The sequence below is a fragment of the Mesorhizobium hawassense genome (assembly GCF_003289945.1).
Classification (GTDB): Bacteria; Pseudomonadota; Alphaproteobacteria; order Rhizobiales; family Rhizobiaceae; genus Mesorhizobium; species Mesorhizobium hawassense.
This window is the reverse complement of the sequence record NZ_QMBP01000018.1, coordinates 48,670-62,714: the sequence shown is the minus strand read 5'-3', so window position 1 is coordinate 62,714 and position 14,045 is coordinate 48,670. Positions and strand designations below refer to the sequence as shown.

The window sequence follows — 14,045 nt, the reverse complement described above, 5'->3', positions numbered from 1 at the left end:
TCGATCTGGAACGGATCGCGACTGCCGGTTCGAGCGGTGTCATATTTCACCACATTTCTGTTCGGGGCCGCTGGGGCGGCACGACAGCGTTGTCTGCCCGGACTGGTTGGCGAAGTAAAGCCTCAGCCAGAGCGCATAGCCGAGTTCCTGTGACCAGTAGAATCGCCGGACCGTGGCGCTCAGATCGTTGTGATAGAACAGCGGCGGCGCGCTGTTGAGCAAGGAGAAATCGTTCTCGGCGATTTTGCCGAGAATTTGGGCCGTCTCCAGGCGGCTCTGTCCCGTGGCGTCGCCGTTCTCCGTTTGGCCAATCAGCTCGGCCACCCGGATCCAGATATCCTGCCCGGGCACTGCACTCTGCAGCCGCGATGGCGCGATTTTCAGCTTGCAGCCGGCCTTGCGCAGATCCGCGAGCCGCAGGGCGAGAAGAAGCGGCGCCTTGGCGTAGTACACCCAGACATCGTCGTCATTCGCCTTGCGCGCCATCGCTTCGCACAGCGCCTGCGCCGCGGCCGGATCTTGCCGGGCCAGCAGCATGTAGACATGCATCTGGATGCCGAGATCGGCCGGGTTCGGATCCTTGCCCGGATCGAGGCATTGGTAGCGCTCACGCGGCGCAAGCCAGGTCCGATAAAGGCCGTCCGGCCTTTTATACTGGTCGAGGGTGGCCAGCGCCTTCGACAGCAATTCCGTTCGTTTGCCGGGAGCGGCTCTCCAGACCAGGGCCGTGTCGTCGGCGTCCGGCGTGATGGCACAGCCGAGCTTTCCGATCGTCGGCGCGTCGGGCCGGCCATGGTATCGGACCAGGCCATCCGGCTCGATCTGGTCGCTCAGGTAGCGGCGCACCCGCACCAGCGTGTCCTCGATCCCGGCTTCTTTCGCCACCGGCGTCATGACGTCGAGGACCAAACTATTCAGATATGTGTTCAGCTCCGGATGTGGTTTGACGAACTCCAGGCCGCTGGTGAACGACGTCAGCCAGTAGCCGGGCGCCTGCAGACGTCCGGCCAAGGCCTGTTCTGCCTTGAGCGCGACATTCATCATCTCCGCATCCGGCGCCAGGCTAAATTTGCGCTCCACGAGCAGCCGCGGCACGCTGCCGGTCTGCGCGCGGACGCGCGCCGTCAGGATATGCTCGCCAGGTCCCAGTTGATTGGCAGGGAAGGCGACACGCCAGCCCGCCGGATTTGAGCTTCCAAGAGCCTTGACGACGTCGCTGCGTTCGAAAAACTGGACCGTACCGCCCATCGGTTGGCCATCCACCGACACCGCGACGTCCAGGGGCGTTTTCCTGTCGACGAGCGCCCAGCCCAGGGCCTCGACCCGTCGCGACATCACGTTGGTAGATGGCGGGATCTGAATGACATTGATCTGGTCGACGCTGCCGGCGAGCTCGGCGAAGAGATCCATCGGAGCCGGCGGATGTCTCAGTTCGGCGATAAAGGCAGCATTGTTGATATCCCAAGCTGCCCGCATCTTGTCCGCGCCCGTCGCAGCAATCAGCACATTGTCCGACGCGCCGGTGTACCAGAACGCGCCGATCGCCTGGATGGCGATTGCCACGCAGCCGGCCAGCGCGAACGCAGCCCGGCTCCTTGGCGACTGCGCCGCCAGGACCGGCGGCAGCATCCAGATCAGCATCGGAACGAAATCGGTGAGCCAGCGCGGTCCCCACGATACACCCTGCCGCCAGTCGACAAAAGCATAGAGCACCACCTGCACGACGATGGCGCACAGCATCGCGATTGTGAGGCCGCGCATCTTCGCGTCGCGCAGGATTGGCGCCAGGAAGAGCGGCACGAACAACAGAAACGGCGAGAAGACGAAAAGGCCGCGCATCGGGCTGAACAACAGGCCGGCAATGCCTTCGATCACATTGTAATTGTAGTCGTGGGAACGACCGACCAGGGCATAGGCACCGGCGAGATTGCCGACGACGTCCAGATTGTAGGCGACGACCAGTCCAACCGGGATCAGGCCCGCGATCACCAACAGTGGAATCCTCCGTCCGGCCCACCAGAGGCCGTAGAGTCCGAGGCTTGCCGCCAGTACGGCGTCGGGCTGGCGGTTCACTGCAATGAGGGCGCAGAGGAAGCCGGCCGCGGCCGCGCGCGCCGGGCTGCATCGCCCGGTGATCAGCAGCATGGTGACGACGACCAGCAGCTCGGCCAGCCCATGCATCCAGAGCGCCTGGCTGCTGATCACCCAGGTCGTCGTGCCGAAGGCGTAAAGCAGGGTGAGAAGCGCCGCAATTCGCGGCGTGCTGCGCCGCCGCAGCAAGAGGTAGAAAAGCGCCACCGAAGCGGCCGCGAGCAGCGATGCGCAAAGCTTCTCCATGGCCCGCGCGACCCGGTCGAGCAGCAGCGGATTCCAGTTTCTTGCTTGCAGATATTTGATGACAGGCAGATAGGCCGGCGCGATCATCACCGGGACGGCGAGAGGATATTGCGAGACGAAATGACCGTCACGTCCCTTCAATATCCAATAGGCGCTGCTGCCCTTGCCTTGAACCGCCGGCGGCTGGCGGCCCTGCGCGACCACGTCGACGATAGGATCGAGAAGCAGGCTGTGGTTGCGCCAGATCGAGAAAGGCAGATAGCGCGCGGCATATGTGTCGCCTGCCGGGATCGACCGCATATTGGCGTTGAAGACCACGAAGGCGGCAAGTCCAAGCAGGATCGCGATCGCGAAATCCCTGAGCGTGCTGCGCTGCGCAAGCCCGGATGATTGCTCTTGCCCCGGCGCACGGGCCGAACCTGCTTCGGTTGGCAATGCCCTGACCCCATGCCGTGCGATGTTGCAGCCGACCTATATCGACGCGGTTCGGATGCTTCAACAGCCCGTTTCCATGCATTGACAAAAGACTGTTTGCCGGACGGCTTCGCGGGCTTGCGAGGCCAGACGGGCGTCGCTGCCGCGAACATCCCCATCAAAGCCGGCAGCGGCAGACGAAACAAATTGTTCAAACGGCCTTTATCTGCCTTGCGGCCTGGTCGATTTGCCGCGAAGTGGAGAAACCATGAGCGACCAGAATACCGCCCGGCAGGGTTTGCGAACGCGCGGCATCCAGGATGCCCGACGCGTGAACCTGTTTGGCGTCGGGGCGCCTCGCACGGCCACCACCAGCCTCGCCAAGATGCTGGCCGCGACGGGACAGGTTTTTGTTCCGGACGGCAAAGAGGTCAATGGCTTCGGCATCACGCCCGAACTGACCCAGACACTTTACGATCTGCGTTTTGCCGGAGCGCGCGGGCAGCACCGCTACATCGCCGACTTCTCGCCGGTCTATCTGTCGGACGCGCAGGTGCCCTCAAGCATCAGGTCATACAATCCCGACGCCATGATCATCGCCACGCTGCGCGAGCCGGTAGCCCGCGTGCTTTCGCAGTACACCCACATGCGGCAGACGAAAGATCCTTCGCTGGACATCGATCTTCGCCTCGACGTCAACGCTTACATCAGGAAAGGCCTGTCCGATCTGCGGGCGGGTCCCTTGGAGCCATATCGCTGGTATTCCGCCGCGCTGAATATGACGCACTCCTTCTACGGGCGGAATCTCGAACGCTATTTCGGTTGCTTTCCCAGGAAGCGGATCCTGGTTCTGGTCTATGAGGATCTGCTGCAACCTCGCGGGTTCTGGCGAAGGGGCCGGTGGGAGCGAGGCTTGCGGTCATTCCTTGGCGTCGCGATCGACCGGCGGGTATGGGAAAACCAGGTGGCGGATGAACCGCCGACGGTCGAGCCGGAGCTGATTGCCGAGCTGAGAGCGCTTTTTGCCCCGGACGTGAAGATTGCCGGAAGATTGATCGGGCGCGACCTGTCGGCCCTTTGGGGATATTGAGGCAGGCGGGCAGGTGGCCGCGAGCCGGCCGGAGAAACCAGTCAGGCGCCGGGCAAGCTTGCCTTTGGCGCATCGATATGATCTCAGGTCCGGCTTGCGCCATGGACCGCGGGTCAAAGGCGGACTGGGCTGGAGTTGGTGTGGCAAGGACCGCGTTCTTCACGATCTCTTCCTGGAACTATCTGCACTATGCGCGCGCGCTTGCCTCGTCCCTGGCCACATACCACCCGGATGTCGGGCGCATAGTCGCCGTCGCCGATACGCGGCGCGACGACCTGAGCGCCGGCGATTTCCCCGAATTCGACGAGTGTGTCTTCTTCGACGAACTCGACCTGCCGGATCGCCGGGCCTTCAGCTTCCGCTACGACGTCATGGAGTTGAACACTGCGATCAAGCCGACTGTGTTCAGTCGGCTGTTTGCCGAGGGATATGATCGCGTCATCTATCTCGATCCCGATATCATAGCCTACCGCCGTTTCGACGAGCTGTTCGATGTTCTCGACGGCGGCGCGTCGTCGGTTCTCACGCCGCACGCGCTGGCGCCGAATATGCATCGGGACAGCCCGAACGATCTGACGTTCATGCAGGCAGGCGTCTACAATCTGGGCTTCATGGCGCTGGCCAACACGCCCGAGACGCTTCGGTTGCTGAAGTGGTGGGAAACACGCCTGCGCACCGAATGCGTCTCCAACCGGGTCGCCGACGGCCTTTTCGTCGACCAGAAATTCATCGACCTCTGGCCGGCCTATTGCCCGGGAACGGGCATTCTGCGCAATCCGGCCTATAACGTGGCGTATTGGAACCTCGACAGCCGCCCGGTCAGACGGCGGGGCGATGCCTATGAGGTCGACGGTGTGCCGCTTGCCTTTTTCCATTTCAGCGGCGTGGTTCCCGGGAACCGGTCGATCCTGTCGAAGCACCAGAGACGATGGAGGCCCGGCAGCACCCCTGAACTGCAGGCCCTGTTCGACGATTATCACGATCGTCTCGAGAAATTCGGGCTGAAGCATTTCTCAAGCATCCCTTACGGTTTCGGAACTTTCACCGACGGGACCCGCATTCCGGATGCGGCCAGGCGCGTTTTTCGCGAGCAGCTCGAACCCTTTTCCGGTGACCCGTTCTCGGATTTGCCCGCCTATCTCAACCGCCCGGCGAAACTTGAGCCGAATCCCGACGGGGTCGTCACGCGATTTGCCTACGCCCTCTGGACGTCACGCTCCGATCTGCGGGCCCATTTCGACTTGCGGGGAAGCCAATCGCAGCTGAGCTACGCGTATTGGTTCGCTTCGGGGGGTGCAGCGGAAGCGAAAGTCCCCGCGGAATTCATACGGCCTGTCGCGAAAAGAATTTCCGATGTCGGGGCGCAGGCCAGGAAACGTTCACGCACCTCGAAGCTCACGGCAGCCGTCGCGCGTGGCGCCTATCGGCTGCTGATGAAAGTCCAGCCCAACATCAGATGGCTCTACAGGCTGATCCCGTCGGAGAGGAGAAAGCGTTTTCTCGACGGATTGTTCAGGCGCGCCTGGCCCGCCGCCTTCGGTGGCGGATCGTTGCCGCTCAGCCATGGCGTCTCGCTCATCGGTTATCCGTTCGCCGAGATCGGCGTCGGCGAGGCCATGCGCTCGCTTGCCCGCTCGCTCGAGAGCGCGGACGTCAACTATGAAGTCGTGAACTTTGATGAGCAGGTGCGTTCCTCGCAGAAGGATCGCGCGCTCCAGGACCGGCTTACCGACACGCCGTCAAAAACCGTCAACGTCTTTTGCGTCAATGCCGATATGCTGGGGTCCACGGTTCGTGGGATAGGCAGCGCCGCGTTGCAGAACCGCTACAACATCCTGCGACCGTTCTGGGAACTGCCGCGCATCCATCCGCAATGGATAGACGGCTTGAGGCGAGTCGACGAAATCTGGGCGCCGACGACCTTCGTGCGGGATGCGTTTGCCGCCGAAACCGATCGTCCCGTGATCCATATGCCGGTGTCGGTTTCGGTACCGTCCGACGTGCAGCCGAACAGGCGCCGCTTCGGCATTCCGCATGACGCGACCGCATTTCTGTTCGCGTTCGACTTTTCCTCCTATCCGACCCGCAAGAATCCCCAGGCCGTGCTGGAAGCGTATCTGCGCGCGTTCGGGCAGGACAGGAAGCGGAACGTTTCCCTCATCATCAAGACGATGGGCCAAAGCACCGAGAGGGTCGAGATCCTGAACGCCGTGCGGCGCCTGGCGCAGGACGACCGCAGGATCGTCATGATCGACGATGTCCTGACCCGCACCGCCATGCATAGCCTTACCGCGTCTTGCGATGTCTTCGTCTCCTTGCACCGTTCGGAAGGCTTCGGACTGGGCATCGCCGAAGCTATGGCCCTGGGCAAGGCGGTCATCGCCACGGATTTCTCGGGCAGCAGGGATTTCGTCAGCAGCCAAACCGGCTTTCCGGTCCCCTACAGATTGATCGACGTCGAACCGGATCAGTATCCGTATTTCGTCGAGGGACAGCAGTGGGCCGAACCCGACATCGAAGCGGCGGCGCGTATCATGGCCTCGCTTGCCGACGATCGCGACATGGCAAGGGCCGTGGGCGGCGCGGCGAAGTCGTTCATCGAGAATTTTCACAGCCTGCGGGCCGTAGGAAGGATCGCCGAGACCAGGCTGAAACAGATCTACGGACATCGCAATGCGCTGATAGGGCAGTGAGACCTGCTGTGCCTCAACCCCCCAGCACCGCCTGATCCAATCCACGAATGATCCGCGCCAGTTCCGCGCACTCGTCCTGCCGCGCCTTGTTGCGGCGCCAGGCCATGCAGATCAGGCGCTGCGGCATCGGTTCCTGGAACGGCACGATCCTGAGGTCCGGCATGACGCCGGCGGCACTTGCCGCCATCTCCGGCACCAGCGTCACACCCAGCCCATGCGCCACCATCTGCAGCAACGTCGTCAAGCTGGTCGCGCCGTAGCTTGCCATCGCCACCGGCCGAACATTGCCGCAGACCGCCAGGGCCTGTTCACGCAGGCAGTGGCCTTCCTCGAGCAGCATCAGCCGCTCCAGCGCCGGGCTTTCCGGCGGCACGGGCGGCGAGGCGAAAGCCGGGTCGCCCGACGGCACGGCCAGGAAGAAGCGATCGGGGAACAGTTCTTGCGCGACGAGGCCCGGATGGTCGAGCGGCAGCGCGGCGATGAAAGCGTCGAGCCGGCCGGTGGCCGTGTCTTCGACCAGCGATGCCGTCACCGCCTCGCGCAGCTCGAGCTGCAGGGCAGGGTACTTCTTCTTCAGCTCCGGCAGCACATACGGCAGAAGATACGGCGCCACCGTCGGGATGATGCCCAGCCGGAAGCGGCCCTCCATCGCGGGGCGGCCGCGTCGCGCCGTCGCTTCGACGTCACGGATATCGGCGAGGATGCGCTCGATGCGCGGCTGCAAGGCATGCGCTTCGTCGGTCATCCGCACCGTCTTGCCGCCGCGTTCGAACAGACGACAGTTCAATCGTTCTTCCATCTCGGCGATCTGCGAGGACAGTGCTGGCTGGCTGACGCCGGCAAGCCTGGCGGCCCGGCCGAAATGCAGCGTCTGCGCCAGCGCGTCGAAATAAAGCATCTGGCGAACGGTGAGACCAATCATAAGCAAAAATTATCAAAACAAACAGGAAAGGCAATTTGTCTTTATCGGTTGGCCGGCCTAGTCTAGAATCGTTCCAGGTTGGCGCGGCCGATGGCTGCCCCCGAAAAATTTCGGGAAAATCAACCTCGGCAAAAATTCAACCTCGGCAAAAACCTCGGCAGAATCGGAGACTAAGATGGACGCGAAAACCGACGACAACAGCGCTGGCAAATGCCCGGTGGCGCATGGATCCGCCGGCCGGACCAATCGTGACTGGTGGCCGAACCAGCTCGACCTTGCCGTTCTCCACCAGCAGTCGAACCTCTCGGACCCGATGGGCGAGGACTTCGACTACGCCAAGGAGTTCGCCAGCCTCGACCTCGATGCGGTGGTCAAGGACCTGCATAAGGTCATGACGGATTCGCAGGATTGGTGGCCGGCCGATTTCGGCCACTACGGGCCGCTGTTCATACGTATGGCCTGGCACAGCGCCGGCACCTACCGCATCGGCGACGGCCGCGGCGGCGCCGGCGCCGGCCAGCAGCGTTTCGCGCCGCTCAACAGCTGGCCGGACAACGCCAATCTCGACAAGGCGCGCCGGCTGCTGTGGCCGGTCAAGCAGAAATACGGCCGCAAGATCTCCTGGGCCGACCTTCTGATCCTCACCGGCAACGTCGCGCTGGAATCGATGGGCTTCAAGACGTTCGGCTTTGCCGGCGGCCGCGCCGACGTCTGGGAGCCGGAGCAGGACGTGAACTGGGGTTCGGAAAGCAAATGGCTTGCCGACGAGCGCTATTCGGGCGATCGCGAGCTGAGCGGCCATCTCGGTGCCGTGCAGATGGGCCTGATCTATGTCAACCCTGAAGGCCCGAACGGCAAGCCGGATCCGATCGCCGCCGCGCGCGACATCCGCGAGACCTTCGCCCGCATGGCGATGAACGACGAGGAGACGGTGGCCCTGATCGCCGGCGGCCACACCTTCGGCAAGACGCATGGCGCGGGTGACGCCGCGCTGGTCGGCGCCGAGCCGGAAGGCGCGGGCATCGAGGCGCAGGGCCTCGGCTGGTCGAGCAAGCATGCCTCCGGCATCGCCGGCGACGCGATCACTTCAGGTCTGGAAGTGACCTGGACGACGACACCGACCAGATGGAGCAACAATTTCTTCGACAACCTGTTCAACTATGAGTGGGAGCTGACGAAGAGCCCGGCCGGCGCCCATCAGTGGACGCCGAAGGGCGGCGCCGGCGCAGGCACGGTTCCGGACGCGCACAATGCCTCGAAGCGTCATGCGCCGGCCATGCTGACCACCGACCTGGCGCTGCGCTTCGATCCTACCTACGAAAAGATCTCGCGCCGCTTCCATCAGCATCCGGAACAATTCGCCGATGCCTTCGCCCGCGCCTGGTTCAAGCTCACCCATCGCGACATGGGCCCGGTCGTGCGCTATCTCGGCCCGCTCGTGCCGAAGGAAGAGCTGATCTGGCAGGACCCGATCCCGGCGATCGACCATGAGCTGGTCAGCGAGGCCGATATCGCTTCACTCAAGGCGAAGATCCTGGCTTCCGGCCTCTCGGTTTCCGAGCTGGTGTCGACCGCCTGGGCCTCTGCCTCGACCTTCCGCGGCTCGGACAAGCGCGGCGGCGCCAACGGCGGCCGCATCCGCCTCAGCCCCCAGAAGGACTGGGAGGTCAACCAGCCGGCCCAGTTGTCGAAGGTGCTGGCCAAGCTCGAAACCATCCAGAAGGAGTTCAACGCGGCGCAGAGCGGCGACAAGAAGGTCTCGCTCGCCGATCTCATCGTGCTTGGCGGCGTTGCCGCGGTCGAGAAGGCGGCCAAGGACGGCGGCAATGAGGTGAAGGTGCCCTTCACGCCCGGCCGCATGGACGCTTCGCAAGAACAGACCGACGCGCACTCCTTCGCCGCGCTGGAGCCGAAAGTCGACGGCTTCCGCAACTACAGCAGAGGCAAGCTGCCGATGTCGGTCGAGGCGATACTGGTCGACCGCGCCCAGCTCCTGACGCTGACGGCGCCGGAAATGACGGTGCTGGTCGGCGGCCTTCGCGTGCTCGGCGCCAATGCCGGCGGTTCGAAGCATGGCGTCTTCACCGACAGGCCGGGCATGCTGACCAACGACTTCTTCGTCAACCTGCTGTCGATGGCGACTGTCTGGGATCCGGCCGCCGGCTCCGAGCCGGACTCGGACGAGGTCTACGAGGCGCGCGACCGCAAGACGAAACAGGTCAAGTGGACCGGCACCCGCGCCGACCTGATCTTCGGCTCGCACGCGCAACTGCGCGCGCTCTGCGAGGTTTATGGCTCGGGCGACGCCAAGGCCAAGTTCGTCAAGGACTTCGTCAGGGCCTGGACCAAGGTGATGAACGCCGACCGCTTCGACATCGCGAAATAAGATCGTATCCTCCCAACGAAAAAGGCGCGGGGCCATCGCCCCGCGCCTTTTTTGCATTGATGTAGAGCTATCAGTCTTTCTCGAAGATGCCGGCCTTGGCGACGACGCCGGCAATGGCGCCGCCGATCAGCGGCGCGACGATGAACAGCCACAGCTGGCTGAGCGCCGCGCCGCCCGAAAACAGCGCCGGGCCGATCGAGCGCGCCGGATTGACCGAGGTGCCGGTCACCGGGATCATGGCGAAGTGAATGCCTGCCAGCGTCAGGCCGATGACCAGGCCGGCAAAGGCGGTGGTGTGCCTGGCGTTGGTGACGCCGAGGATCACGGTGACGAAGGTGAAGGTGCCGATCAGTTCCCACAGGAAGGCCGAGCTCATGCCCCATTTCGTCTCGTCCCAGCCATTGGCGCCGAAGCCGCCGGTGTGGCCGCCGGCCTGGCCGGAAACGATGATCCACAGCGCCAACGAAGCGATGACGGCGCCGATGACCTGCGCGATCCAGTAAGGGACGACATCCTTGGCCGGCATCCGTCCCGCCAGGAAGACGCCGAGGGTGACTGCCGGGTTGAGATGCGCCCCCGAGATCGGGCCGATCGCATAGGCCGCGGCGATCAGGCCGATACCGAACGCCAGCCCGATGCCTTCCTGGCCGAGCGGCAACGCGCCGCCGAAACCGCCCGTGACAACGGAGGCTGTACCGATGAACACCAACAAGAACGTGCCGAGAACTTCTGCCAGATAGGTCTTCATTGCCCTCTCCTCAAAGGATCCGCCAGACCGCGCTTTTCCGCACCGCGAATCACCGCCGCAAGAGTATTCCTGCCGGCAAAACTTGGAAAGCTGAGAGGTTAAGCCGGTAGGCTTGCTTGTGCATACCAGTCAAAGACATTAGAGACCTTTCATATTCTGGTCGGTTGTTCTTGTTTTCCGATCGCATCGCCCGCTTTGAAAAACCGTTCGGCAAAAATCGCCTGGTTTGAAAATGTGGTTTCGCCGGGGAAGCTGAACAGAACTCTTTCAATCCAGACCTGAAACGCTTTAAGAGCGGGCTGGAACAAATTTGCAGGGTAAGCGGAAAACGGGATGCGATTGGGCGGACGGCTGGCGGCGGCCATAGAGGTTCTGGAAGACATCGGCCGGCGTCACCGGCCGGTGGCCGACGCCTTGCGCGATTGGGGCCTGTCGCATCGCTTCGCCGGCGGCGGCGACCGCGCGGCGATCGGCAACATCGTTTATGACGCGCTGCGCCGCAAACGCTCGGCCGGCTGGCAGTTTGGCGAGGACACGCCGCGCGCCATTGGCTTCGGCGCGCTGCTGCTCGAATGGGGACAGACGGCGCAGTCGCTGAACGGCGCGCTCGACGGCGACAAATTCGCGCCGCCGCCGCTCAACGCGGCCGAGTTGAAGGCGGCGGCCGAGCGAAGGCTTGCCGAGGCGCCCGAAGCGGTGCGGGCGGATGTGCCGGACTGGTGCGCGCCGTTGCTTGAGCAGGCCTATGGCGACGCCTGGGTCGAGGAAGGTGCTGCACTGGCGCAGCGCCCGCCGCTGGATCTCAGGGTCAACACGCTCCAGGCCGATCGCGCCAAGGTGCTGGCCGAGCTGCAGGGCACGGGCGCGGCGCCTGCGGCAATCGCACCGCACGGCATCCGCATCCCGCCGATCGACGGCGACGGCCGTCACCCCAATGTGCAGGCCGAGCCGGCCTTTCAGAAAGGCTGGTTCGAGGTGCAGGACGAGGGCTCGCAGCTTGCCGCGGCACTTGCCGGTGCCTCGCCCGGCATGCAGGTGCTCGACTATTGCGCCGGCGCCGGCGGCAAGACGCTGGCACTGTCGGCCGAGATGGGCAATACGGGCCAGCTCTTTGCCCATGACGCGGAAAAGGTGCGGCTGGCGCCGATCTTCGAGCGCATCCGCCGCTCGCACAACCGCAACATCCAGGTCGTCAGCAAGCCTGCGGAGCTTGCGCCGCTGGCCAGGCACATGGATCTCGTGCTGATCGATGCGCCCTGCACCGGCAGCGGCACCTGGCGGCGGCGGCCCGACGCCAAATGGCGGCTGACCGAAAGGCAGCTCGACGCCCGCAAGGCAGAACAGCAGACGATCCTCGACACGGCTCAGGCTTACGTCAAACCGGGTGGCCTGCTGGTCTATATCACCTGTTCGGTGTTCGATGCCGAAAACGGCGAGCAGGTCGCGGCTTTCCGCGAGCGCCACAAGGAGTTTGCGCCGGTCGACCACAAGGCGCTCTGGGATGGCCATTTCCCTGGCCATGCAGGCGCCGCGCGCATTGCCGGCGCCGGCGGTATCTCGCTGTCGCCGGCGCTCAGCGGCACCGATGGGTTCTATTTCCATGCCTTGCGCAGGGCCGCTTGACGCAAGCTTGCATCGCCCCAGTTTTATCCCTGTCAATCCGGGGGTGTGCTTGCTGAAATACCGGTCGCTTGTCGTCTTCTTGCTTCTCGTCCTCGGCGGCGGCCTGCTGATTGGTTATGCCACGCTTCCGGGTGCCTGGTACGCATCGCTGGCCAAACCGCCGTTCAATCCGCCGAACTGGGTCTTCGGGCCGGTCTGGTCGCTGCTTTACGTCTTGATCGCTATTGCCGGCTGGCGGACATGGCAGCTGCAGCCTGGCAACGGGGCGATGAGGATCTGGGCGGTCCAACTGGTGCTCAATTTCCTCTGGTCGCCGACCTTCTTCGGCGCCAGGATGATGGGACTTGCGCTGGTCGTCATCCTTTTGCTCCTCGCCACCATTGTGCTCTTCATCACCCGCGTTTGGGAGAGCGACAGGCTGTCCGCCTGGCTGTTCGAGCCCTATGCGGCCTGGGTGGCTTTTGCCACTTTGCTCAACGCCTCGCTCTTCTGGCTGAATTGATCGGTCTTGCTGCAGTGCAGCAATTGAGATTGCGCCCCGCTCCCGGCTCTGCAATAAGCTTGCGCCAGCAAACGTGAGGCGAAGATCATGGCAGCCAAGATCGTACCCGCTCCTGATTTCGAGGAACGCGTCAGGACGTCTTTTGCGCGGCAAAAAGCCATGGCCACGATCGGCGCCGAGCTGACGCTGGTGACGCCCGGCATCATCGAGATCGAAATGCCATACTCGGCCGCGCTCACCCAGCAGCATGGCTTCCTGCATGCCGGCGTCATCTCGACCGCGCTGGATTCGGCCTGCGGCTACGCGGCCTTTTCGCTGATGCCGCAGAATTCCAGCGTGCTGACCATCGAATTCAAGGTCAACCTCCTGGCGCCGGGCCGGGGCGAGCGCTTCCTGTTCCGCGGCTCGGTGACCAAGCCCGGCCGCACCATCATCGTCGCCGACGGCCAGGCTTACGCCTTCGCCGCCGATGGCGAGGCAAAGCTCATCGCCACCATGACCGGTACGATGATGACGGTGGTCGGCCGCGACGGGATCGAGGGGTGAGGAGCGGCCCGCGCTGCGGACGAAAAGCCCCCGAATGGGCTTTTCGAGCGACGAACGCCCGGAGCCATAGCGAAGGGCCGGGACGCGGCGAGGGCACGTTGCCCCCTTTTGTAGTCGTAACAAATAGGGGGTAGAGTCGTCATGTCGGTTCAAGTGTCGCGTCTGTCAGGCAAATCCGTCCTCTTCGTCATGGCGGCCGAGGCGGAATACGGCCCGCACCTCGAGAACCTGTTCACGCCGCTGATGACCGGCGTCGGTCCGGTCGAGGCCGGTGTGCGGCTGGGTGCCGAGCTCGCGGCGTTGAAGACCGAAGGGGCGCTTCCCGACCTCATCGTTTCGCTGGGCTCGGCCGGCAGCCGCAAGCTGGAACAGGCCGAAATCTACCAAGCGGTCTCGGTGAGCTACCGCGACATGGACGCCTCGCCGCTCGGCTTCGAGAAGGGCGCGACGCCTTTTCTCGACCTGCCGGTGACAGTGCCGCTGCCCTTCGTCATTCCAGGCGTCAAGACCGCCGCGCTCTCGACCGGCGGCGCGATCATCTCCGGAGCCGCCTATGACGCCATCGATGCCGATATGGTCGACATGGAGACTTTTGCCTGCCTGCGCGCCTGCCAGTTGTTCGGCGTGCCGCTGATCGGGTTGCGCGGCATATCCGACGGCGCCGCCGATCTGCGCCACGTCAATGACTGGAAGGAGTATCTGCACGTCATCGACGAGAAGCTGGCCGCGGCTGTCGGCCTGCTGGAGCAGGCGATCGCCGGCGGCCTGCTTGGTGGCTGACTGC

General features: G+C 63.9%; 11 protein-coding genes. 7 read left to right on the top strand and 4 right to left on the bottom strand.

Going from position 1 to position 14,045, the window contains the following annotated elements:
• Window positions 1-39: 39 nt before the first annotated feature.
• Window positions 40-2,772, bottom strand: coding sequence for a hypothetical protein (locus DPM33_RS28365; protein ID WP_112100709.1), 2,733 nt, complete (start codon window positions 2,770-2,772; stop codon window positions 40-42).
• A 247-nt stretch (window positions 2,773-3,019) separates the two neighbouring features.
• On the opposite strand from DPM33_RS28365, the gene DPM33_RS28360 reads away from it, so the two are divergent.
• On the top strand, window positions 3,020-3,841 hold the full coding sequence (locus tag DPM33_RS28360; protein WP_112100708.1) for a sulfotransferase family protein: 822 nt from the start codon (window positions 3,020-3,022) through the stop codon (window positions 3,839-3,841).
• A 140-nt stretch (window positions 3,842-3,981) separates the two neighbouring features.
• Window positions 3,982-6,534 (top strand): glycosyltransferase, encoded by a 2,553-nt coding sequence (locus DPM33_RS28355; protein ID WP_167449253.1) that lies wholly within the window; start codon window positions 3,982-3,984, stop codon window positions 6,532-6,534.
• A 13-nt stretch (window positions 6,535-6,547) separates the two neighbouring features.
• On the opposite strand, the gene DPM33_RS28350 is transcribed toward DPM33_RS28355, so the two are convergent.
• Complete coding sequence (locus DPM33_RS28350) at window positions 6,548-7,456, bottom strand: hydrogen peroxide-inducible genes activator (protein ID WP_112100706.1); 909 nt, start codon at window positions 7,454-7,456, stop codon at window positions 6,548-6,550.
• A gap of 175 nt (window positions 7,457-7,631) precedes the next feature.
• Here DPM33_RS28350 and katG point away from each other — a divergent pair, with 175 nt between their 5' ends.
• Window positions 7,632-9,842 carry a catalase/peroxidase HPI gene (katG, locus tag DPM33_RS28345; protein ID WP_112100705.1) on the top strand — a complete coding sequence of 737 codons (2,211 nt, stop codon included), beginning with the start codon at window positions 7,632-7,634 and terminating at the stop codon, window positions 9,840-9,842.
• Window positions 9,843-9,912: 70 nt separating this feature from the next.
• On the opposite strand, the gene DPM33_RS28340 is transcribed toward katG, so the two are convergent.
• Both DPM33_RS28340 and DPM33_RS35960 read right to left on the bottom strand, forming a co-directional pair.
• Complete coding sequence (locus tag DPM33_RS28340; RefSeq protein ID WP_112100704.1) at window positions 9,913-10,590, bottom strand: MIP family channel protein; 678 nt, start codon at window positions 10,588-10,590, stop codon at window positions 9,913-9,915.
• 149 nt (window positions 10,591-10,739) lie between these two features.
• Window positions 10,740-10,955 (bottom strand): hypothetical protein, encoded by a 216-nt coding sequence (locus DPM33_RS35960; RefSeq protein WP_146770338.1) that lies wholly within the window; start codon window positions 10,953-10,955, stop codon window positions 10,740-10,742.
• Here DPM33_RS35960 and DPM33_RS28335 point away from each other — a divergent pair.
• The 4 genes from DPM33_RS28335 to DPM33_RS28320 all read left to right on the top strand — a co-directional run bounded on the left by DPM33_RS28335 (window position 10,924) and on the right by DPM33_RS28320 (window position 14,041).
• A complete protein-coding gene (locus DPM33_RS28335) occupies window positions 10,924-12,213 on the top strand; it encodes an RsmB/NOP family class I SAM-dependent RNA methyltransferase (RefSeq protein WP_112100703.1) in 1,290 nt (429 codons plus the stop codon). The two genes, DPM33_RS35960 and DPM33_RS28335, sit on opposite strands and share 32 nt — an antisense overlap.
• A 79-nt stretch (window positions 12,214-12,292) precedes the next feature.
• Complete coding sequence (locus tag DPM33_RS28330; protein WP_342634379.1) at window positions 12,293-12,715, top strand: TspO/MBR family protein; 423 nt, start codon at window positions 12,293-12,295, stop codon at window positions 12,713-12,715.
• Window positions 12,716-12,802: 87 nt separating this feature from the next.
• Window positions 12,803-13,261 carry a PaaI family thioesterase gene (locus tag DPM33_RS28325; protein WP_112100701.1) on the top strand — a complete coding sequence of 153 codons (459 nt, stop codon included), beginning with the start codon at window positions 12,803-12,805 and terminating at the stop codon, window positions 13,259-13,261.
• A 141-nt stretch (window positions 13,262-13,402) separates the two neighbouring features.
• Window positions 13,403-14,041 carry a 5'-methylthioadenosine/S-adenosylhomocysteine nucleosidase gene (locus DPM33_RS28320; protein WP_112100700.1) on the top strand — a complete coding sequence of 213 codons (639 nt, stop codon included), beginning with the start codon at window positions 13,403-13,405 and terminating at the stop codon, window positions 14,039-14,041.
• Window positions 14,042-14,045 lie beyond the last annotated feature (4 nt).